The following is a 20,784-nucleotide window of genomic DNA, read 5'->3' as shown; positions in this document are numbered from 1 at the left end:
CACCGGCCCACGACGGCTGACACCCCATGACCAAAGACCTGGCCCGACAGAACGAACTCAAACCCATGGCGCTGTGCGAGCCCTGCCAGGGCATCCAGCGCAACTGGCGCAAGGCGCCGGGCCACGCCGAGCTGGTGCAGCGCGGCAACCGCAAGGAAGACCGCGAGACGGGCTCCGTCACCATCACCCGCTATGTGTGCGACCGCTGCGGCACGGCGTGGGAGTATGAGAACGACAAGGGCAACCAGAAGGCAGGCTGGTCGGTGGTGGGGCGATAAGCAATCGCATCTTCATGGAGAGCGGTCAGCGCTTGATTTGACCTGAAATCTACCCCCTCCTCAGCACCGTTGTTGGGCAACGGCTTCGCCACAAATCGCGGCGTTGGGGGCTCCCTCTCCCCTTGTGGGAGAGGGCGGGGGGAGAGGGGTGTTTGCGGGCGCAGCGCTGGTTCGCCCCCTCTCCCCAACCCTCCTCTCCCGCGAGGGGAGAGGAAGTGCCGAAGCGCTATCGGGAAGGTGCGGGTTGTTCAGCTGGCCACATGGCGTGCGTTCTCAGCCGCAATGGCCCGGAAATCCGCCGACACCCTCTCATCCGCTGCAGCCACCTGCCAGAAAGCCAGCGCCAGCCGCCGCGCTTCGTCCCATTCGCCCAGCGTGGCCGCCGTGGGCTGCAAGGGGCGGCTGGCAAAGTCGCGCGGCACCAGTTCGCCGCCCACCGGGGCATACAGCATGGGCAGCATGTCGTAGGTGGGGGACAGCGCCCAGTCGTCGCCCTTGAGCACCAGCGAGATGTTGCCGTAGTGCCGGTCTGTGTTGGCGATGAGCTGGCCGTAGGCCTCTAGCAGGCGCAGGGTGCGGGCGTCGTCCGGGGTGAGCAGGTGGCGCGCCGCCATGCGGTTGGCGGTGGCGGCCCAGTTGTCGATCTCGCCCACGTACTCGGCGTTGTAGACCTGCAGCGACACCATGCCGATGCGCCCGCCCAGGTTCTGTGGATCGTCGCTCGACTGTGGCGTGCGGTCAAAACGTTCCGACTCCAGAAACACCCGCCCTGCGCCCATGAAAAGCTGCGTGGGCGCTGCGGGCAATCCGGCCTGCGCCAGCGTGTGCAGCGCCAGATGCTCACACACCAGCAGGTCGCGCAGGCGCTGGTCGGCGGGTGCATCGCCAGCGGGCGAGAACTTCACGATGACATGCCGCCCGGCGGTGAGTGTGCAGAACTTGGGCTGCTCGCCGCCTGCCGACGAGCCCGGGTGGGTGCCGCGCATGGCCTGTTCGGCCAGCTGCGGGTAGTCGGCGGCCGAGGCCACGCGCGATGCGCGCGTGAGCAGCGTATGAAAGCGCTGGAACGCGGCCTCGCCCATGATGAGGTTGCCTGGCAGGTCGTCGCCATACAGTGTCATGGCGCGCAGCACGTCGTCGTCGCTCCAGTGGCCAGGGTCGTGGCCCAGCTGCAGCTCGGGGTGGGCGTGCGCAAAGGTGCGGCCCATGAAGCCTTGTGGCCGCATGTCGTCCAGAAACCAGGGCAGGCCGTCGTGCCGCGCGCTCACGCCGTCGGCCTCATCCACCCAGAAGGCGCCGCCCTCCAGCGGCACCAAACGCGCAAATGGCGATGGGCGGCCCTGCGCGTCGATGCGCATCACCAGCACTTCGCTGCCCACGCCCGGCACGGTGCGCGGCAGCACATAACGCTGCGAGCGTGCCGCGCCCACCTTCTGTACCTGGCCCGCCTGGATCAGCGGCGCCAGCGCGCGCGACACGGTGGGCTGGCTCACGCCCAGCAGCTCCTGCAGCTCGGCACTGGTCAGCACGCCGCCCTGGCGGCGCAGGGCGTTCAGGGCCTTGGAGGTGAGTTCATGGGGGCGGGTCATGAATCATTATATGAATAGATAAATTTTATTAAATATTCAATAAATTCAAATGCTTTTATGTTTTATTGAATAGATATTTGAAAGGTGAGAGGTGCGAAGATATCGCTATGGGCGCTGATGGCCCGGCACCTTTTCGAAGCATGCGTGTCCCACAGCCCTTCAAGGAGATACCCCCATGCTGCATCGCAGACGATTTCTGACCACCGCCTCGCGCGCAATCACTCTGGGCGGCGGTGCCTTGTTGCTGCTGCCCGGGCGCGGCGCAGGGGCCTTGCCCAGCTACACCGTGCCGCTCGCGCAGCTGCAGGAGATGGTGGCCACGAAGTTCCCGCGCAGTGTGCCGGTGCAAGGCCTGTTCGATCTCACCCTGCAACCCCCGCGCCTGCGCCTGCTGCCTGAGGTCAATCGCCTGGGCGCCGTCATGGCGGTGGACGCGGCGGGCGCTGCGCTGCGGCGCAGCCACGCGGGCACGTTCGATGTGGAGTTTGCGTTGCGCTATGAAGCCAGTGACCGCACGCTGCGCGCCCACCAGATCCGGCTGGGGCGGCTGGATTTCCCCACGCTCAAACCGGCCGTCACCGAACTGATCAATGCCTATGCCCCCGTGCTGGCCGAACAATCCCTGCGCGAAGTCACCTTGCACCAACTGCGCCCGCAGGACACGGCCATGTTCGACGGCCTGGGGCTGCAGCCAGGGCCCATCACGGTGACGGCCAAGGGGCTCACCGTGGCGTTTGTGGGCAAGCAGCCATGACGCCCGCTGGGCACGGCCGCCTTCCATCGCCGCAGCGCCGGTGTTAACTCCCTTTCCCCTCGCGGGAGCGGGTGGGGGAGACGGGGCTTCGCGTGCGCCGCGCTTGTTCTCCCTCTCCCCGCACTCTCCCACCAGGGCTGGGCCGAGGGTGGCGCAGGTTGCGCAGGTCTGTCTCGCGCAGGGGCTTGCGCTCAATCGCCCCGCACCCGCTGCGCAAACCCGCGCAGCGCGACCTGCTCCACCACAAAATCCACAAACACCCGCGTGCGCGCTGGCAGCAGCTTTTTGCTGGGGTAGTACAGCGATGTCGGCCCTGCATCCGCCCACCAGCCCGGCAGCACCCGCACCAGGTCGCCGCGCGCCAGCCAGGGCTGGGCAAACGGCATGGGCAGCACGGCCAGGCCCAGGCCCATCAGTGCGGCCTGGCACATGGCCTCGGGGTCGTCGAACACGATGCGGGGGCGGAACTCTGCCGCTGCAGCGTCGCCCACCTTGTTGCGCAGCGTGGTCACCGGCACGCGCCCCGTGCGGATGGCGCGGCGCGCAATGCCGTCCCACTGCGCCAGGTCTGCCGGGTGGCGCGGCGCCTTGCGGCCCTGCAGCAGCGCGGGGGCGGCCACCACCACCAGGTGGATCGGCCCCAGCGTGCGCGCCACCATGTCGGGGTTCAGGTTCAGGCCGCCGCCAATGCCGGCGTCAAAACCCTCGCCGATCAGATCAACCTGGCGGTTCTCAAAGCGCCAGTCGGGCTGGATGGCCGGGTAGCGCTGCAAAAACTCGGTGAGCAGCGGCACGATGTAGGCGCGGCCAAAGGCCTGGCCCATGCTCACCTTGAGCGTGCCCGCAGGCTGCTGCTCGGCCTCGGCCGCGTGGTCCACCGCATCGGCCAGCGCGGTCAGCGGCGGGCTGATCTGCGCCAGCAGGCGCTGCCCGCCTTCGGTGAGCGTGAGGCGCCGCGTGCTGCGCTGGAACAGCCGCACGCCCAGGCCTGCCTCCAGCCGCGCGACGTTCTTGCTTACGGCGGCAGGCGTCAGGCCCATGAGCCGCGCGGCGGCCGAGAAGCTGCCGCACTCGGCGGATTTGACGAACGATTCGAGGTGGCTCAGGGGTTGCATGGTTTGTATTTTCAACTGCAGGTTGAAATAGATCCAGCCCATTCCTGGCTACCAGTAAAGCAATGTTTTTCTGAAACTGCAGGTGTTCCTGGTTCCGTGAAGAACCTTTCAACCATCTGATTTTTGAGGAAAAACACCATGTCTTCTGTGCCCGATACATCCGCCCCCACCACGCTGCCTGCCAGCGCGTCACGCCTGTTGGCGGGCAAGGTGGCCTTTGTCACCGGCGGCGCGCGTGGCATCGGCGCCGCCATCGTCCAGCGCCTGGCGCGCGACGGAGCGGCCGTGGCCTTCACCTACAGCAGCTCCGAAGCCCCGGCGCAGGCGCTGGTGGCGGCTATTGAAGCGGTCGGCGGCAAGGCCCTGGCGCTGCGCGCCGACAGTGCAGACGCCGCCGCCCTCACGCAAGCCATCGACACGGCCGCGCGCACGCTGGGCCGCCTCGACATCCTCGTCAACAACGCCGGCGTGGCGGTGGCGGGCGAGATCGACAGCTTTGCCCTCGCCGATTTCGACCACACGCTCAACGTGAACGTGCGCGCGGTGTTTGTGGCCACGCAGGCTGCCGTGCGCCACATGGGCCAGGGCGGTGCCTATGGCCGCGTCATCACCATCGGCAGCACCAACTCCGACCGTGTGCCATGGGCAGGCTTCAGCGTCTATGGCATGAGCAAGGCCGCCATCGTGGGCCTCACCAAGGGGCTGGCGCGCGACCTGGGACCGCGTGGCATCACGGTGAACAACGTGCAGCCTGGCCCGGTCAACACCGACATGAACCCCGCCGACGGCCCCCTGGCCAGCAACATGCACGGCATGATGGCGCTCGGCCGCCATGCCCACCCCGACGAGATCGCGGGCATGGTGGCCTATCTGGCGGGGCCGGAGTCGGGCATGGTGACCGGGGCCAGCCTGCTCATCGATGGCGGGTTTGCTGCCTGAGCCAAGGTAGCTCGGGGCTCTTTGGGTTTTGTGCTGGTGGGTGGCGTTGCGCGCGCGGGTTGCGCCCAGGGCGATATAGTGGTTCACCCTTCCACCTGGGACCCTTTTGTGAACCTCACCCTCCGCACTTTGCGCAATGCCTGCGCCCCTGCAGCAGCGTTGACCGCGCTGATGGTCAGCGTCTCCCTGCACGCAGCCACGCCCGCCGAGTCGGGCTATGTGGGCGAATACCGGGGGCGTTCCGTGGACACCATCACGCAACTGGCGCTGCTGGACGACAACACCTTTTGTTTTGCGGTGACGGGTGGGGTGCTGGACATGCTGATGGCGGGCCGCTGGAAGGCGGAAGGCAGCGGAGTCCGGCTGCAGCAGGTGCGGCCGGACCAGACCTTGTTCCCGGCCTACGCCCGCAAGGTGGCAGCGCTGGGCGCCATGGTGGAGTTCGACTTCCACGGCACCACGCTGTCCAGTGCCCGCGCGCCGGTGTTTGCGGTGTCGGCGGATGACAAGGCCCCGGCCACGCTGCGCCCGCTGTTTGGCCCGGACCACAGCAGCTGGTCTGAAAACTATCCGCTGCCCCCACTGCCTTCAGAGGCCGTGCGCTACTTTTACCTGGGCGACGTGGTGGAGGAAGCCCCGGGCAAGCCAGCGGTCGTGAAGGTGGTGCAGTACCGGCTGGACGGTGCCAATTCAGTGCGTGTGGGGTTTGATCCGCTGCAGGCCTTGCCGCTGATGAGCCAGAGGGCCGAGCTGAAAGGGGACATGCTGTTTCTGTCGGGCAGCCGCCTGGGCAAACGCCGGGCGCTGGACCCTGAAGTGGTGCAAACGGTGCGCACGGGTTGCATAGCCCCCGCGCTGAATCCTGGCGCCCCGCGCCCTGCGCCGAAACAAGGCGAGACCCCGCCCCTGGAGCCCCTGAGAACGTTTACCGTCAGCCCGTCGGCCATTCAGGGCACGCCATTCTTCGAAGCCAAAAGCAACTGAGCCGTGGTGGGCAGTCGTCGGGTCGGATGAGGGCCGCCTCAGGCTGAAATCGCTGGGCCTCCGGGCGCACGCAGTGGGGTCTCGATCTGCATCTTGGCCAGCCGCAGCGCCTTGCGCATGTAGCCGCGCCACAGCACGTTGGCCAGCAGCCAGAGCACCGGCGCGGCCCATTTGGAGCGGGGATGAAACGCGTGGCGCCAGCGCACCGTGGTTTGCGTGCCGCCCGCCTGCGGGTCAAACCACCAGGCCCCATTGGCGCCCGTGGCCAGCCAGCGCAGTGCACCCGTGAAGCCGCTGACGGTGTAGCTGAAGTACTGCGCAGGGTGGTAGTGCTTGAGCCTTTCTTCGGCCACGCTGCCGTCGGACAGCGCCACGGTGCGCGTCTGCCCCGGCGTGTCCCAGGCGCCCGTCTGGTCGCGCGTGCCGATCACTGCGGGCAACGGCCCGTAGCCGGTGAACAGGGTGCGCGGGTCAATGGGCGCGATGTGCTGGAACGCCAGTGCCGGGGAGGCCTTGATGTGCGTCTGGACCGTGGCAGAGAAGGTGGTCATGGGTGAATCCGGTGCGTTGCTTCCGCCCTCTCGGGCAGTCAAGTCACTGTAGGGCGTGCGACCACACCGATAAATACCCTTCTCCGCAACGGACTGTTTGCCAAATGACCCGCAATCGCCTCTTTCACGGGCGAAGACGTTGTGCGCCGACGCGGCGGGCGCACACGGCAGCCATCGGCGGCCGGAGCCCGTTCAGGTGGCCGAAGCTTTGCGTCGCCGGGGCTTTGGAGCCGGGCCCCGCAGCTCCTGCACGCTCAGTCCGAACGCCGGGTTGTCGGCCAGCATCTCCACCGCCAGATCGATGAAGGCGCGCGCGCGGGCCGGCTGCGCCGCCCGGCTGCCGTAGTACACGTACAGGCCCAGGTGCTGGGGCACGAATTCGGTCAGCACGGGCACCAGTTGCCCGCTGCGCACCAGTGGCGCCGCCGTCACGCCGACAAGCTGGCCGATGGCGTGGCCGCCCAGCACCGCGCGCGCTTCCAGCTCGATGTCGTTGACGCAGAACGCAGGCGGTATGGCATGGGCCACGATGTCATCGCCCACCTGAAACTCCCACGGCATGGGCTTGCCGGTGGTGGGGTGGCGAAACCCGCTGCAGCGGTGCTGTGCCAGGTCTTCGATGCGGGTGGGTGTGCCATGCCGGGCCAGGTAGTCCGGCGTGGCGCACACCACCAGCTGTAGCGCCATCAGGCGCCGCGCAATCACCCCGCCCTCGGGCGGGTAGCCCGAGCGGAAACCCACGTCCACCCGGTCCTCCACCCAGTTGCCGATGCGGTCGTCCAGCTGCACATCGGGCTCCACCAGCGGGTAGCGGTGGCAGAACGCGTCGAGCACGGGCCAGACCACCTCCAGCATGATGGAGCGCGGCGCCACGATGCGCAGCGGCCCCGCAATCTCCTCGCGCCCGCGCCGCGCGCCGTGTACCGCCCGCTGCAGGGTCGCGAGGCCCGGCAGCGCGGCCTCCAGAAACTGGCGCCCCTCCTCGGTCAGGCTCAGGCTGCGCGTGGTGCGGTGGAACAGCCGCACGCCCAGGTGCGATTCGAGCTGCCCCAGCGCCAGGCTGGCAGCCTGCGGGGTGATGCTCTGGGCCGAGGCCGCCTGCCGCAGGCTGCCCAGTTCGGCGGCTTTGGCAAACGTGGCAATGGCACGCAGTTCATTGATGGCCATGGTGTCCGTTCCGAGGTATTGGCAAGTTTTACTTGTGAATGAAGTCAGCAATTATGGGCTAGTGCGATGGCAATGGTCTGCCTACAGTTCACCTCCATGGCCGCGCCTTTGCATCTCAGCGTGCTGCGTTTGCCAGAACCCCGCTTTCAATCCCTTTCAAGGACTTCCGCCATGACGGCTTCGACTGCTCTCCCTTCCTCCTTCCCCCGCGTCTGGATGATTACCGGCGCCTCGCGCGGCATTGGCGCCCGCATTGCCGAGGCTGCGCTCGCCCAGGGCGACGCCGTGGTCGCCACGGCCCGCGATGCCGCGTCGATTGAAAGGCGCCTGGGCCCCAGCGACGCACTGTTGCCGGTGGCGCTCGACGTGACCGACGAAGCCCAGGCCCGCCACGCAGTGGGCGCCGCGCTGGAGCGCTTTGGCCGCATCGACGTGCTGGTCAACAACGCGGGCTACGGCCTGCTGGGTGCGGTGGAGGAATCCACCGCCGACGAAGTGCTGCGACTGTTCGACACCAACGTGTTCGGCCTGCTGCATGTGACCCGGGCCGTGCTGCCCGCCATGCGCGCGCGCCGCGCAGGGCACGTGATCAACATCTCGTCGCTGGGTGGCGTGCGCTCCAGTGCCGGTTTTGGCGTGTACTGCGCCACCAAGTTCGCGGTGGAAGGCCTGACCGAGGCGCTGCACGCCGAGCTGGCCCCGCTGGGCATCCATGCCACGGCGGTGCAGCCCGGGTACTTCCGCACCGAGTTCCTTGATGGTGCCTCGCTGGCCGTGGCGCCACGTGTGCTGGACGACTACGCCGCCAGCGCGGGCGCCGTGCGCGAGGCTGCGCGCCGCATCAACCTGAACCAGCCTGGCGACCCCGTGCGCCTGGCCCAGGCCGTGATGAAGCTGGTGGCCAGCCCCACACCGCCGCTGCGCCTGCCACTGGGCACCGACACGCTGCAGACCATTGCCGACACGCATGCCTTCGTGGCGCAAGAGACCGCGCAGTGGCGGGCCGTAGCGGCGTCCACGGATTTTCCGGTGCAGGAGCGTGAGGAGGCCCAGGCGCTGTCTGCTGGATAAAAGCTCCTGATTTAATAGCTGTTAGTGCTGATGGGATAAGCGCTGGATGCTATTTTTGTTCTCAATCAGTGGCGATGGTGTGGTTGGATGGAATGGCGGATGCCGTGCCCGCCGCCCACCCCTGCAATGGTGTGCAGGGCCTCACACCGGCCGCGCAAACTCCATCACCCAGTTGACTTCCCAGGTGGCCCCACCGTCGTCCGAAAAAGCCTGCTGCCAGCGCGGTGCGCCGGTGTGCATCTGCGACCACTCAAAGCGCACGCGCACGGGGCGACCCTCGAAGATCTCCTGGCCCTCGAAGATGCCCACGCCATCGCGAAACCCGCCCACCACGGGCGGATGCAGCAGCCCGGTGGCCGCGTCCACGCCGCCGGTGGTGTTGTCGAGCCAGTAGATGCTCCAGCGCTGTGCCTCAGGGCTGAACACGCGCAGCGCCATGCCCACAAAGCCGGGCTTCCAGGTGGTGGGGATGAAGTCGTCGTAGTTGCCGATGCCGCCGGGCAGCGGCCGCGCGGTGCCGGTGGCGTCGAACACCTCCCAGTCGTTGCAGCCCTGAAGCCGGTGCACCAGGCGCGTGTTGCGGATGTGCCAGGAGCCCATGAGGAAGTCGAAGTCGCGGGCGGCGTGGTGGCCGGTGGTCGGGGTTGTGATGGTGTCTTGCATGGTGTTCGGTGACCTGGTTGCGTGAGGGGAGAAGGATCAGAACTACGATCAGAACGACGATCAGGGCGACGCCATGGCCTCGTCGGGATGAACCCAGCCGGGCAGCGCGCGCAGGGAGCCCAGCCAGCGCGACACATGGGGGAAGTCCTCTTTGGCCAGGCCCGCCTCGGGCAGCCAGAAGAGATACGCAGAGCAGGCGAGGTCTGCGATGGTGGGGCCGGAGGGCACCAGGAACGCCGAGCTTGCGAGTGTTTCGTTCAGCGTGGCAAGGTCTGCCATGGCGCGTGCGCGCAGGTAGGCCAGAACCTCGGCGGGCTGTGGCACCCACCGCAGTGCAAGGCGCAGGTTGGGCACGCTGAAGCCAATGCGGTTCGTCTCCCAGAAAAGCCATTCCAGGATGGCGCTCCCTTCCGCCGCAGCGCCACAGAACGCGTGGGTGCGCTGCGCCAGATGGAGCAGGATGGCATTGGATTGGCAATAGGCGGTGCCGCCATCGACGAGGACCGGCACTTCACCGAAGTGGCTGGCTGCCACAAAGTCCGCGGGGCGCTCGACCCGGGGCGTATCGAGCGCAATCGGCTGGTAGCGGTGCGGGGTGGCAGTCAGTAAAAGCAGCGACCGAACCTTGTACGAGTGGCCGGAACCTGCGGCGCCGTACAGCAGCAGGGAGGCGGGTGTGGACATGGGCTCTTCTCCTTTGCGATCAGGCATGCAACGCCGAGCGCGCCGTGGGCTGCAGCCGGTGCGTCTCGGGCGCCCGGGCCAGCCAGGGGGCAAGCCCCGGGGCTACGTCCCGCGCCCAGGCGCCGCTGTTGGCAAAGGACTGCAGCGCCGCTGCATCGCCAAACAGCGCCAGCCCCAGCAGCACATGCTCGCCCGCGCGCACCGGCAGGCGGGGAAAGGTGTTGGGGCTGGCTTCGGTGCTGTACCAAGCCACCTGGCGCGCGCCGCCGCGCTGCAGCGCGGGGGCCATGCGGTGGCGGCAATAGTCCAGCAAGGCCGGGGTGGCGGGCTCGTGCAGATAGAACACCGTGGCGTCCAGCACACCCGCCGCAGTGCCTGTGGCGCCCGGCGCGGGCCGGGCGTGTTGCGGCAACGTGGACGCCGCCCCGGGCCACGCGGGGCGCAGCAGCAGCACGTTGTCAGAGTCGATCATGGTGGCGTTGGCGGCAGCGCGGTGCGCAGCCCACACGGGGCCGCCATAGAAGGCTTCGAGCGCGCGGCGGCGTACGTCCATGTCGGCAAAGCCGCGCAGCCAGACAAACAGGTCGGGCTGATCGAGGTCGCGGAACTGGCCCAGCACGCGCATGCCATGGGCCTCCTGTGTTTCAACGAACTCGCGGTCGAAGAGGTCGATCAGTGCGTCGCGCTGCCCTGGGTGCAGGGTGTATTGGCGCAGTTCGACGATGGGGTGGTGGTCGGCGGTGGGCATGCGGGCTCCGGGTTTTTGGGGGGTGGAACAAGGTCAGGATCGGAGTCTGCGCCGCAATACCTGCCAACCCATGGCAGGTATTTGCGCTATCTTTTGTCTTTGCCCCATTACCCCCAGTTACCCCACACAACCGCCTGCCCATGCGCGCCAGCCGCCTGCTTTCCCTTCAAATGCTGCTTGAAACCCAGGGCCGCATGAGTGCGCAAGCGCTGGCCGAGGCACTGGAGGTCTCCGTGCGCACGCTGTACCGCGATGTGGACCAGCTCAGTGCGGCCGGTGTGCCCATCTATGCCGAGCGCGGGCGCAACGGTGGCTTTGCGCTGCTGCCAGGCTGGAAGACCACGCTCACCGGGCTCACGCCTTCCGAGGCGCAGGCCGTGTTCTTGAGCGGCCTGCCCGGCCCCGCGCAGGACCTGGGGCTGGGCGGCGATGTGGAGGGCGCGCGGCTGAAGCTTTTGTCGTCGCTGCCCGCTTCGTGGCGCGAAGACGCCCAGCGCGTGAGCACCCGCCTGCACCTGGACCCGGTGGACTGGTACCGCGAGAGCGACCCCACGCCCCACCTGCCCACCGTGGCCGCTGCGGTGTGGAGCGGTCACCAGATCGCGATGCGCTACGAGAGCTGGGCTGACACGGTGGAGCGTACGGTGAGCCCGCTGGGGCTGGTGCTCAAGGCGGGTGTCTGGTACCTGGTGGCAAGGCCTGCGGGTACGACAGAAGGCGGACCGCGCACCTACCGCGTGTCGAACATCCGGGCTGCCACGGCGCTGGCCACACCCGTGCGCCGCCCGGCGCGGTTTGACCTGGCCAGTTACTGGGCGCAGTCGATCCAGCGTTTTGAAGCAGGGATCTACACCGGCGAGGCGGCGTTGCTGGCCACACCGGCCGGGCTCAAGGGCCTGCGCGCGCTCAGCAGCGCCGTGGCCCGCGCGGTGGCTGCGGCCCCGCCGCCCCGCCGCAAGGACGGGCGCGTGGCCGTCACCATTCCCATTGAGTCGGTGGAACACGCCTGCGGGCAACTCATGCGGCTGTCTCCGCAGGTGGAGGTGCTGCGGCCTGCGGCGTTGCGCCGCGCGCTGGTGGAACGGGTGCGCGCCACGGCGCGTCTGTATGGGGTTAGCTTGCGGTGAAGGGATGTTCTTGCTGTTAATTTGATAGCTGCCAGCGCTTGCCTCATAAGCGCTAGGTGCCAAAATCCCTTGAATCCCAGCGCCACTGCTTTCGGCTGGGGGCGACCTCATAATGCACCCGTCTTGATCCCGTCCCGCCCCATTCATGCACCCGATACACACCATGGCGCCATTCCCGTCGGATCGCTTCCTTTTCGGCGGGGGCTCCCCTGGCGAGGAGGTGCTGGTGTACCGGCCCATTCAATCCCATGTGGCACCCCTTATCAGCCCCCGCGTGCAGTGGCTGTTGGCCGGGGCGGTGGCGCTGGCGGTACTGGCCTATGCAGCGTGGAGCCTGCTCCGCATTTTTCCTGAGCTGGGCCGGTTGGACTGGGAGGGGTGGCGAGCCCTGGGGGCAGGCTTTTGGCAAAAAGCCCGCGAAAAAGGCATGGCCTGGTTGCCTTGGCTGTACCCGTTTTTCGCGATGGCGATTGTGGGAACCCGTTGGCTGTGGAGTCGCCATCTCAAGCTCTGCATCAGCGCGCAGGGCGTTCGGCAAGAGCACCGTCTTCCGCTGGGCTTGCACCACCTGTTCGGGCAGAACTGGCAGGTCGCCTGGAGCGAGGTGCAGAACATCACCACGCGCCGTTCGAGCATGGCGAGCGGGCTGGTCCCCCAACTGGCCTGGGTAGAGATCGTGCTGCAACTGAGGCATGGCCGCCAGCGCGTCCTGCGACCCGCGTTCTGGTTTCGCGCCAGTGACCCGCCACGCCCACGCCTGAAGCCCACTGGCAGCCCATCTCCGTTGGCTGACCCGTGGGCCGGGTCCATCAACAGTGCCCAACTGGCTGCGGCGTTCGCGGACCTGCGCTTGATCCGGGCTCTTCAGCAACACGCCCCCGTCCCAGGCTTGGCGTTGCCCTGGCCGGGCACCGCCCCGGCTGGCCCCGACCTGAGTCGGCAGCCCGAGGCGCTGGTGCTGCTGGGGGGGACCATCCTGGTATTTTTGACAGGCTGGAGTTTGATGCTGTTCGCACCCCATATCCACCTGCACGCTTTGCCCACTTGGATGGATCGCGCAGCGTGGGCCTTGGGCACGCTGGCCCTGTGGGCGCTGGCATGGAAAGGGTGGGTTCGGCACCGGGCCCCCCTGCCAAGTGACGCACCGGGCGCACCGGCCCAGCCGCGCGAGCCCTTGTCCAAGCCTGCTCTCGCCTTTGCCGCCGCGCTGTGGGTGGCAGCGGTGGCCTTTGTCATTGAGCCTTTGCTGGTCCACACCGCCTTGCTGGGCCGTGCGGACGCGTGGCAGACCTACCGCTTTGCCGTGGCCGATGGCCAAGCCAAGTCCATCGGCGCGGAGGCAGCCCACGTTCCCCCCATCCAGTTGCCTGGCCGCCAGAGCCGACTGGCGTGGATCAAATCCGGTAGCGAGGCCACCTTGAGCGCGGTCGAGGGCCGGTGGGGGGTGTGGGTCTACAACGATGAGCCACTGCGCGCGTTGGCCAACCAGCAAGGCGTGCGCTGATCTCTCGCAGAGCCGAGGCTGCGCGAACCCGAACAGGAGCCTCTGCGCTGCAAATGACCGTGTCAGCGCAACTGCATGGGCTTTGACGGCGATCAATTGCTATTGATTGAATAGCTGGTTGCGCTTTCTGGAAAAGCGCTACAGGCCCATAAGGCTTCAAATCCGGCGTTCAGATCCCCCGCTCCACCATGTCCAGCAACCGCTGCCCCAGCCCGTCCAGCAGGGGCTGCGGCGTGCCGCGCAGTGGCCCGTCAATGCTGAGCAGCGCCATACCGTGCACGGTGGACCATGCCAGGTACTCCGCGCCGGGGCGGCGCTCGGCTGGCAGGGCGCCAGCGGTGACCAGGTCATCCAGCGCGGCGCTCAGGTGCTGAAAAGGATTGAGGCCCGTGGCGCCGCCCATGGCCGGGTCGGGATGGGTCTGCACGGTGAAGCGGCCTCCGAACGCGGTGCGGAACAGGCCCGTTTCGGCATGCGCAAACCGCATGTAGCCTGCGCCCACAGCGCGCACCTTGGCGTGGGCCTGTTCGGTGCGGGTGCCGGTGGTGGGTGCCTGGGCCAGTTCGGCCTCCATGAAGTGCGCGGCAGCGGCCACGGCGGCGGCGCGCACGGCGGCCAGCAAATCGTCGCGGTTGGCAAAGTGGCGATAGGCCGCGTTGGGCGCCACCCCCGCGCGGCGTGTGGCCTCGCGCAGCACCACAGCGTCGGGGCCACCCTGTCGGGCCAGCTCGACACCGGCGTCCAGCAGCGCGCGCCGCAGGTCGCCATGGCGGTAGGTGGCGCGCGGGGCGGGGCCTGCGCTGGCAGTCTTGGCAGAGCTAGCGGGGGGGGCGTTGCGATTGGTTACGGGCATGGCGGACTTCGATGTGGACACTGTCCATTATCTTTGCTATTGTTTGTGGACGGTGTCCACAATGAGGTGGGCACTTTCTTTTTTTATGACCCTCCCAGGCCTTCATGGGATGAACGGCCTGGTTTGCAAGGAGACCCCATGAAAGTCGAGTCCTACCTGATGTTTGAAGGCCGTTGCGAAGAAGCGCTGGACTTTTACCGCAGCGCCCTGGGCGCCAAGGTCGGCACCCTCATGCGCTACAAGGACAACCCCGAGCCCGCTGCAGGACAGGGTTGCGCCGACGGCAGCGGCCCAGGCCCCACGCGCGAGATGGTCATGCACGCCGAATTCACCGTGGGCGAGACGACGCTGATGGCATCGGACGGCATGGGGTCGGGCAAGGCCAGCTTCCAGGGCATCTCGCTGGCGCTGAGCCCCGCGAGCGAAGCGGAGGCCCAGCGCCTGTTCAATGCGCTGGCCGACGGTGGCCAGGTGCAGATGCCGCTGGCCAAGACCTTCTTCTCGCAGGCCTTCGGCATGGTGGCCGACCGCTTTGGCGTGCCGTGGATGGTGGTGGCGCCCGAATGAGCGAAGCGCACCAGAGCTCCAACACAGGTACGGCCATGCTTGCCCTCTATGGACACCCTTTCTCGTCGTACACCCAGAAGGTGCTGACTGGGCTGTATGAAAACGGGACTCCCTTTGAATTGCGCAATCTCGACCCCGCTGCGCCGGGCAACCATGCGCCCGAATGGCTGCGCCGCTGGCCGTTGGCAACGTTTCCGCTTCTGGTGGATGGCGATCACACGGTGGTGGAGAGCAGCATCGTGATCGAGCACCTGCAGATGGCCCACCCGGGGCCTGTGCAGCTGATACCAGCCGACCCTGCAGCGGCGTTGCAGGTGCGGTTCATGGACCGGTTCTTTGACCTGCACGTGATGGCGCCCGTCCAGCACGCGGTGAACGCTGCGTTGACTGGCGACCCCGCCAAGCGTGTTGACGGCGTGGCCTGGGCCGCCGACAAGCTGGAGAAGGCCTATGCATGGCTGGAAGGCGAATGGGCCGGGCGGACCTGGGCAGCGGGCAACGCCTTCAGCATGGCCGACTGCGCAGCAGCGCCCGCACTCTTCTACGCCGACTGGACGCATCCCATTGCCGCCACCTACCCGGTGCTGCACGCCTACCGTGCGCGGCTGCTGGCGCGGCCCTCGTTTGCGCAAGCCATGGAGGGCGGCCGCCCCTACCGCCACTACTTTCCGCTCGGGGCGCCAGACCGTGATTGAGTGGATCGACCACCCAGTCGATTGAATCGCCAAACCCCAACCACCAAGGAGACCAACATGATGAATGCCGAACCCCATGCCATGCACCGCTGGCTGCAGCAGCTGATTGGCGACTGGACCAGCGACGCCACCTGCGACGCCCCACCCAGCGAATCCGGCGAGTCCGGCGCCCCCGCTCAAGAGCAATCCACCGGCTCCGAGCATGTGCGCGCCCTGGGCGACCTGTGGGTGCTGTGCGAAGGCACGGGCACCATGCCCGGCGGGGGCGAAGCCCACATGCTGATGACGCTGGGCTACGACCCCGAGAAGAGCGTGTTTCGCGGCACCTGGGTGGGCTCGATGATGACCCACATGTTCGTGTACGAAGGCACGCTCGATGCCGACCAGAAGGTGCTGACCCTGGAGACCGAAGGCCCCAGCTTCAAGGACGACGGCAAGACCGCCCGCTACCGCGACGTGATCACGCTGGTGAACGCGAACGAACGCACCTTGACATCGTTCGGGCTGCAGCCGGATGGCAGCTGGTCGCAGATGATGCAGGCGACTTATCGGCGCAAGTGATGGAGGCGGGCGGGCTCCGGCCCGCTTTCGCCGAACGAATACGTGGTGCCCACTGCCGGGCGCATCCCATGGTCAACCTCACAGGAGTCAAGCTATGTCCTACATCGATGGTTTCGTGATCGCGGTCCCCACCGCCAACAAGCAGAAGTTCATTGAGCACGCGCGCCATTTCGACGCGATGTTCATCGAGCTGGGCGCGATCCGTGTGATCGAAAGTTGGGGCGACGACGTCCCCGACGGCAAAGTCACCGATTTCCGCCGCGCGGTCCAGGCCACGGCCGAGGAGACGGTGGCCTTTTCGTGGGTCGAGTGGCCCGACAAAGCCACGCGCGACGCGGGCATGAAGAAGATGATGGAAGACCCGCGCATGGACCCGTCCCAACCCGGCAACCCTCCCATGCCCTTTGATGGCAAACGCATGATCTTTGGCGGCTTCGAGCAGGTGGTGGAGGTGAAGGCTTGAGCAGCTGTTGGCGTCGCGCAGCCCGTGCTCGCTTATGACTTCACACTCCTGGGCGTCAACAATCCCACGCTGCACGGCTCTCCGTATCTGAGAGGGCTGCAGCCAAGTTCTCAAACCGCAGTCAACTTGACCATGTCCGATGAATGAAGCCGAACTCAATGCAGGACTCTCAGCCACGCCGCAATACCGCTACGCGGATCGCCTCGGCAATCGCCTTTTCGTGGCTGGCCAGGTTCCTCTCGACTCCCGTGGCCACCTGGTAGGCCCACAAGACCCGGGCGCACAAGCCTTGCAGTGTTTGCGCAACTTGGAGCGGCTCCTCGCAGTACACGAATTTCAAGTCAAGGACATTCGACAATTGGCCGTGTACGTGATGGGAGATCAAGCAAGTCTCACTGCGGCATGGTCAGCGGTCGCAGGTTGGTTTGGGGGCCAAGTTCCGCCAGCTACCCTGCTCGGTGTTGCCGGACTGGGCTACGTGGGACAACTCGTAGAGATTGACGCCACAGTGATCAAGGCATGAGGGCATCGCATCAAATGGCCAAATGGCCAAATGGCGCCTACCCCTTCCATGGAGGGGATACCTAAAAGGCTGCGCTTTTTAGTCACCCCTCATGTCAACGCGGAGCGACCGCTTTCAAGTGCCCCACCAGCTGCCCCTGGCCGCCAGTGGCCGTTTGGACGTTCAAAAGCATAGCCACCAGCGCTTGTCAGATAAGCGCTAGAGCCTAATTTCCCTCGAATTTTCGGGCAGAACACGCGGCGCAAAGCCCCTCACTGTCCTGCCCGCCGCATCGCACTGTTCCACCCACAGCACTTCTGCTCAGGCACCATTGGCTCCATATTCCACTGGCATACCGCCCGATAGTGGCGGTGCACAACACGAGGAGCCCCCGTATGTCGTCGTCCACACCTGCTGCAGCAAGCACCGCTCTGGTGCCCATCGTGCGCGCCCAGCTGCTCGGTCCGCAGTGGCCCACGATGGACCCGTTTCTTTTCTGCGCCCACCACGACGATGCCTACCCCGCAGGCAACGCCGCGTTCGGCCCCGCCGTGCCGATTGAAGACCGCCAGATCGGCAGCGACTTCAGCGGCAAGGACGGCTGGAGCATGTACCACGGCGACACCGTGCCGGGCTTTCCGGGCCACCCGCACCGGGGTTTTGAGACGGTGACGCTGGTGCGCAAGGGCCTCATCGACCATTCCGACTCGCTGGGCGCGGCGGCGCGTTTTGGTGGCGGCGATGTGCAGTGGGTCACCGCTGGCAAGGGCATCGTGCATTCCGAGATGTTTCCGCTGCTCAACGCTACGGAGCCCAACCCTCTGGAGCTGTTCCAGATCTGGTTGAACCTGCCCGCGAAGAACAAGATGGTGGCGCCGCACTTCACCATGCTGTGGAACGAGCGCATCCCGCGCCTGGTGCACCACGACGCTGCAGGCCGCGCCACCACGGTGACAGTGGTGGCCGGTGCGCTGCCCGGCGCGCCCGATCCGCTGTCGCCGCCGCCCGAATCCTGGGCCTCCCAGCCCGAAGGCGACGTCGCCATCTGGACGCTGCACCTGGAGCCCGGTGCTGAATGGACACTGCCTGCGGCGAAGGGTGAGACCACGCAGCGCATGCTGTACTTCTTTGTGGGCGACAGCCTGCGCGTCGGCCCGCAAGACGTGGACCGCCACGCAGCGCTGCAGGTGCGGGCCACCGAGGACTGGACCCTGACCAACACTGGTACCACCGCCGTCGAATGCCTGGTGCTGCAGGGCCGCCCCATTGGCGAGCCCGTGGCGCAGTACGGCCCGTTTGTGATGAACACGCAGGCGGAGATCATGCAGGCCATGAACGACTACCGCCGCACCCAGTTCGGCGGGTGGCCTTGGCCCGACCAGGACCCGGTGCATGGCACCGAGGCACGGCGGTTTGCGCGGTATCCGGGGCAGGCGGAAGAAGAGCGGCCGGCAGAGGCGACGGCTGGCGCGTAAGCCGGGGCGGCGCGCCCCGCCCCCGAGGTGCCCGGCGGCCACCGGGCGCCTCGTGGACAATGCACGCTTTTAGCGCAAGCAGATACCACCATGGCCACCACCATCACCAAAGACACCGCCGTCACCATCACGTACAAGGTCACTACACCGCAGGGCAAGCCGCTGGACGCGGGCAGCCTGTCATACCTGCACGGCGGCTATGAAAACATCTTCCCCAAGGTCGAAGCCGCCCTCGAAGGCCAGGCCGTCGGCTTCACCACCGCGCTGGACCTGGCCGTGGAAGACGCCTTCGGCGCCCGCGACGAAAGCCTGGTGCGCACCATCCCCAAGACCGAGTTCCCCCCGGGCGTGAAGGTGGGCGGCCAGCTGCAGGGCATGGGCACTGACGGCCAGCCCGCCCTGTTCAACGTCGTCAAGATCAAGGGCCCCGAAGTGCACCTGGACGGCAACCACCCGCTGGCCGGGCAGGCGCTGAAGTTCAGCTGCAAGGTCACCGAAGTGCGCGCTGCCAGTGCTGAAGAAATTGCGCACCGGCATGTGCACGGCGCGCACGGGCATCAGCATTGATGAGCCAAGGGAGAGACGACACAGCAGGCGCCTGCAGCCTCTGTTGAGAGAGGCTCTGGGTGAGGACGGCGTGGTTGTCGTTACAACGGGGCCGTCGCAGGCGCCGGTGTGGGGCCCGCATCACCCGCTCTGCGCCGGGGGACGAACTCCTCGTCGAGCAGCGCCTCGATGCGGGCAAAGATCTCGTGGCGCGAGAACGGCTTCTTCATGAAGTCGTCCGCGCCGATGCGGTTGGCGTAGAACTGCTCGGTGGCATGCTCGTTGCCGCTGATCATGATCACGGGGATGTGCTGCGAAGCGGGCAATTTGCGGATCGCGCGCAGCGCGTTGAACCCGTTCATGCCCGGCAGGATGATGTCGAGGAAGATCAGTTCGGGCGCTTCCTCTGCGATCAGGGCGAGGCCCTGCTCGGCGTCGAGCGCCTCGCGGGTGTCATAGCCTGCAGATCGAAGTGCCTTGCGCAGCACGGCCACAACAGTCGGCGAGTCGTCAATGATCAGCACCGTGGTGCCCTTGCGGGCGTTGACACGTTTGCGCTGGCGGCGTTCCACGGGTGCCGCTGGTGGGAAGGGGGGGGCTTCGGGCTTCCCCGTCGGTTTGCGCACACTGCCCAGAAGCCGGTCGAAGATGCTCATGGTGCTGTCTCGTTTCTTTCGTTCTTGGATGGCGTGCGGCGGGTCATTGCGTTCGCTGGGTTCCAGCGGATGGCCGCTGGATGGGTGAGTGACGGGCGCATTCGCACATCTCGTGTCCACAGGGCGCAAGTATTCCAGATGCGGCCGCCGCTCCGTGCGGCGTGTTCCGTGTCACGGAGAAAGAGCGGGCGACGGTCCCGTCCCCGTTGAACAACGCCGCCCCGTAACAATTTCAAAATTGATAGCTGCCAGCGCTTGATAGATAGGCGGTAGAGGCCAAAAATACTCGAAGTATGGCCTGTCACTGCGCACCGCCGCGCACCAGCCCACGCCCGCGCAGCACCGGCTCTGCCGCCAGCCGCTCGCGCGCAAACTCCACAAACGCGCGCACCTTGGCCGGTGCGCGCCGCCCGGCGGGGTAGACGATGTGCACGGGCACGGGCGGTAGTTCGTGCTCGGCCAGCACGATGCGCAGCCGCCCCGCGCGCAGGCTGGCGGCGGCCTGGTAGGCCAGGCAGCGCGTGAGGCCCAGGCCTGCTTCGGCAGCGGCGATGTCCACCTCGTTGCTGTTGCTGATCCATGCAAACTGCGGCTGGCCCGTGGCGCCGTCCTTGAACTTCCAGGGCGCCACGGCCCGCGCATCGAATGAGAAGCCGATGGCGCGGTGCGCGGCAAGCTCGTCGGGGTGCCGCGGCTCGCCGTGTTGCGCCAGGTAGGCGGGTGACGCCACCACCAGGCGGCGCAGCGCGCCCACCTGCACCGCAGTGAGGCCGGAGTCAGGCAGGTGCGCGATGCGGATGGCCACGTCCATGCCTTCATCGAGCAAATGCACCAGCCGGTTGACGAACAGCGTGCGCACCTGCACACGTGGCTGGGCCTGCAAGAAGCCCTGCACGATGGGCGCCACATGCTGGATGCCGAACATCTGCGGCGCGGTGATGGACAGCAGCCCCTGGGCCTCGGCCTGTGCACCGCTGGCTGCCTGCTCGGCCTCGTGCAGGTCGTTCAGGATGGGGCGGCAGTCTTGCAAGAAGCGCTCGCCGGCCTCGGTCAGCCGCACCAAACGTGTACTGCGCTGGAACAGCAGCACACCCAGCCGCGCCTCCAGCGCCGCAATGGCACGCGTGACAGCCGTGGCCGAGCAGCCCAGCCGCCGCCCTGCCACGGCAAAGCCGCCGGCATCGGCCACGGTCACAAAACAGCGCAGGGTGTCGAGGTAGTCCATGCGACCAATTATTGCGGATGCCGCAATTATGAAAAGCGGTTATTGGTTATTCACATCGCGGTTTGCA

The 20,784-nt window shown here is 67.0% G+C and carries 24 protein-coding genes; 14 read left to right on the top strand and 10 right to left on the bottom strand.

What is annotated here, in order from left to right; all coding sequences use genetic code 11:
- Window positions 1–26 precede the first annotated feature (26 nt).
- Entirely contained in the window at window positions 27–278 is a 252-nt protein-coding gene (locus EXV95_RS15095; protein ID WP_055401112.1) for a hypothetical protein, read from the top strand.
- 248 nt (window positions 279–526) lie between these two features.
- Here the strand turns inward: EXV95_RS15095 and yjjJ are convergent, their stop codons facing one another.
- Complete coding sequence (yjjJ, locus tag EXV95_RS15090) at window positions 527–1,867, bottom strand: type II toxin-antitoxin system HipA family toxin YjjJ (protein WP_176887472.1); 1,341 nt, start codon at window positions 1,865–1,867, stop codon at window positions 527–529.
- Between the two features lie 175 nt (window positions 1,868–2,042).
- Between yjjJ and EXV95_RS15085 the strand changes: the two genes are divergently transcribed.
- Complete coding sequence (locus tag EXV95_RS15085) at window positions 2,043–2,621, top strand: DUF1439 domain-containing protein (protein WP_176887471.1); 579 nt, start codon at window positions 2,043–2,045, stop codon at window positions 2,619–2,621.
- A gap of 191 nt (window positions 2,622–2,812) precedes the next feature.
- Here the strand turns inward: EXV95_RS15085 and EXV95_RS15080 are convergent, their stop codons facing one another.
- Window positions 2,813–3,736 carry a LysR family transcriptional regulator gene (locus tag EXV95_RS15080; RefSeq protein ID WP_176887470.1) on the bottom strand — a complete coding sequence of 308 codons (924 nt, stop codon included), beginning with the start codon at window positions 3,734–3,736 and terminating at the stop codon, window positions 2,813–2,815.
- 138 nt (window positions 3,737–3,874) lie between these two features.
- Here EXV95_RS15080 and EXV95_RS15075 point away from each other — a divergent pair, with 138 nt between their 5' ends.
- Together EXV95_RS15075 and EXV95_RS15070 are read left to right on the top strand one after the other, a co-directional pair.
- On the top strand, window positions 3,875–4,675 hold the full coding sequence (locus EXV95_RS15075; protein WP_176887469.1) for an SDR family oxidoreductase: 801 nt from the start codon (window positions 3,875–3,877) through the stop codon (window positions 4,673–4,675).
- Between the two features lie 108 nt (window positions 4,676–4,783).
- Window positions 4,784–5,659: a hypothetical protein gene (locus tag EXV95_RS15070; RefSeq protein WP_255484751.1), complete on the top strand. Its 876-nt coding sequence runs from the start codon at window positions 4,784–4,786 to the stop codon at window positions 5,657–5,659.
- Window positions 5,660–5,697: 38 nt separating this feature from the next.
- On the opposite strand, the gene EXV95_RS15065 is transcribed toward EXV95_RS15070, so the two are convergent.
- Window positions 5,698–6,210, bottom strand: a complete 513-nt coding sequence (locus EXV95_RS15065; protein WP_176887468.1) for an SRPBCC family protein — start codon at window positions 6,208–6,210, stop codon at window positions 5,698–5,700.
- 192 nt (window positions 6,211–6,402) lie between these two features.
- Window positions 6,403–7,377 (bottom strand): LysR family transcriptional regulator, encoded by a 975-nt coding sequence (locus EXV95_RS15060; RefSeq protein WP_176887467.1) that lies wholly within the window; start codon window positions 7,375–7,377, stop codon window positions 6,403–6,405.
- A 171-nt stretch (window positions 7,378–7,548) separates the two neighbouring features.
- On the opposite strand from EXV95_RS15060, the gene EXV95_RS15055 reads away from it, so the two are divergent.
- Window positions 7,549–8,448 (top strand): oxidoreductase, encoded by a 900-nt coding sequence (locus EXV95_RS15055; RefSeq protein WP_176887466.1) that lies wholly within the window; start codon window positions 7,549–7,551, stop codon window positions 8,446–8,448.
- Between the two features lie 141 nt (window positions 8,449–8,589).
- Here EXV95_RS15055 and EXV95_RS15050 read toward each other — a convergent pair whose 3' ends face one another.
- Genes EXV95_RS15050 through EXV95_RS15040 form a run of 3 tightly spaced genes read right to left on the bottom strand, consistent with a single transcriptional unit; the run spans window position 8,590 to window position 10,543 of the window.
- Complete coding sequence (locus EXV95_RS15050) at window positions 8,590–9,111, bottom strand: hypothetical protein (protein WP_176887465.1); 522 nt, start codon at window positions 9,109–9,111, stop codon at window positions 8,590–8,592.
- A gap of 60 nt (window positions 9,112–9,171) precedes the next feature.
- Complete coding sequence (locus tag EXV95_RS15045; protein WP_176887464.1) at window positions 9,172–9,795, bottom strand: glutathione S-transferase family protein; 624 nt, start codon at window positions 9,793–9,795, stop codon at window positions 9,172–9,174.
- Between the two features lie 19 nt (window positions 9,796–9,814).
- Window positions 9,815–10,543: an NIPSNAP family protein gene (locus tag EXV95_RS15040; protein WP_176887463.1), complete on the bottom strand. Its 729-nt coding sequence runs from the start codon at window positions 10,541–10,543 to the stop codon at window positions 9,815–9,817.
- A gap of 140 nt (window positions 10,544–10,683) precedes the next feature.
- Here EXV95_RS15040 and EXV95_RS15035 point away from each other — a divergent pair, with 140 nt between their 5' ends.
- Together EXV95_RS15035 and EXV95_RS15030 are read left to right on the top strand one after the other, a co-directional pair.
- Window positions 10,684–11,670 carry a YafY family protein gene (locus EXV95_RS15035; protein ID WP_176887462.1) on the top strand — a complete coding sequence of 329 codons (987 nt, stop codon included), beginning with the start codon at window positions 10,684–10,686 and terminating at the stop codon, window positions 11,668–11,670.
- A 163-nt stretch (window positions 11,671–11,833) separates the two neighbouring features.
- Complete coding sequence (locus EXV95_RS15030; protein WP_176887461.1) at window positions 11,834–13,174, top strand: hypothetical protein; 1,341 nt, start codon at window positions 11,834–11,836, stop codon at window positions 13,172–13,174.
- A gap of 169 nt (window positions 13,175–13,343) precedes the next feature.
- Here the strand turns inward: EXV95_RS15030 and EXV95_RS15025 are convergent, their stop codons facing one another.
- Window positions 13,344–14,027 (bottom strand): TetR/AcrR family transcriptional regulator, encoded by a 684-nt coding sequence (locus EXV95_RS15025; RefSeq protein WP_176887460.1) that lies wholly within the window; start codon window positions 14,025–14,027, stop codon window positions 13,344–13,346.
- 138 nt (window positions 14,028–14,165) lie between these two features.
- Here EXV95_RS15025 and EXV95_RS15020 point away from each other — a divergent pair, with 138 nt between their 5' ends.
- From EXV95_RS15020 to EXV95_RS14990, 7 genes are all read left to right on the top strand, one after another.
- Window positions 14,166–14,594 carry a VOC family protein gene (locus EXV95_RS15020; RefSeq protein ID WP_176887459.1) on the top strand — a complete coding sequence of 143 codons (429 nt, stop codon included), beginning with the start codon at window positions 14,166–14,168 and terminating at the stop codon, window positions 14,592–14,594.
- A gap of 35 nt (window positions 14,595–14,629) precedes the next feature.
- Complete coding sequence (locus tag EXV95_RS15015; protein ID WP_176887458.1) at window positions 14,630–15,289, top strand: glutathione S-transferase family protein; 660 nt, start codon at window positions 14,630–14,632, stop codon at window positions 15,287–15,289.
- 57 nt (window positions 15,290–15,346) lie between these two features.
- Window positions 15,347–15,850 carry a DUF1579 domain-containing protein gene (locus tag EXV95_RS15010; protein ID WP_176887457.1) on the top strand — a complete coding sequence of 168 codons (504 nt, stop codon included), beginning with the start codon at window positions 15,347–15,349 and terminating at the stop codon, window positions 15,848–15,850.
- A 94-nt stretch (window positions 15,851–15,944) separates the two neighbouring features.
- A complete protein-coding gene (locus tag EXV95_RS15005) occupies window positions 15,945–16,313 on the top strand; it encodes a DUF1428 domain-containing protein (RefSeq protein WP_176887456.1) in 369 nt (122 codons plus the stop codon).
- Window positions 16,314–16,452: 139 nt separating this feature from the next.
- A complete protein-coding gene (locus tag EXV95_RS15000) occupies window positions 16,453–16,836 on the top strand; it encodes a RidA family protein (protein ID WP_176887455.1) in 384 nt (127 codons plus the stop codon).
- A gap of 374 nt (window positions 16,837–17,210) precedes the next feature.
- Window positions 17,211–18,290 carry a pirin family protein gene (locus tag EXV95_RS14995; RefSeq protein WP_176887454.1) on the top strand — a complete coding sequence of 360 codons (1,080 nt, stop codon included), beginning with the start codon at window positions 17,211–17,213 and terminating at the stop codon, window positions 18,288–18,290.
- A gap of 90 nt (window positions 18,291–18,380) precedes the next feature.
- The gene (locus tag EXV95_RS14990; protein WP_055397684.1) at window positions 18,381–18,857 is read left to right on the top strand and encodes a peptidylprolyl isomerase; all 477 of its coding nucleotides are present in this window, start codon (window positions 18,381–18,383) and stop codon (window positions 18,855–18,857) included.
- An 80-nt stretch (window positions 18,858–18,937) separates the two neighbouring features.
- Here the strand turns inward: EXV95_RS14990 and EXV95_RS14985 are convergent, their stop codons facing one another.
- Together EXV95_RS14985 and EXV95_RS14980 are read right to left on the bottom strand one after the other, a co-directional pair.
- Window positions 18,938–19,492, bottom strand: a complete 555-nt coding sequence (locus tag EXV95_RS14985; RefSeq protein WP_176887453.1) for a PleD family two-component system response regulator — start codon at window positions 19,490–19,492, stop codon at window positions 18,938–18,940.
- Between the two features lie 301 nt (window positions 19,493–19,793).
- Window positions 19,794–20,717: a LysR family transcriptional regulator gene (locus tag EXV95_RS14980; RefSeq protein WP_176887452.1), complete on the bottom strand. Its 924-nt coding sequence runs from the start codon at window positions 20,715–20,717 to the stop codon at window positions 19,794–19,796.
- Between the last annotated feature and the right edge of the window lie 67 nt (window positions 20,718–20,784).

Origin of the sequence: Acidovorax sp. JMULE5, from assembly GCF_013376875.1 — a bacterium.
GTDB lineage: Bacteria > Pseudomonadota > Gammaproteobacteria > Burkholderiales > Burkholderiaceae_C > Acidovorax > Acidovorax facilis.
Note: the sequence above shows the minus strand (reverse complement) of the source record. Positions and strands in the feature narration are given on the sequence as shown.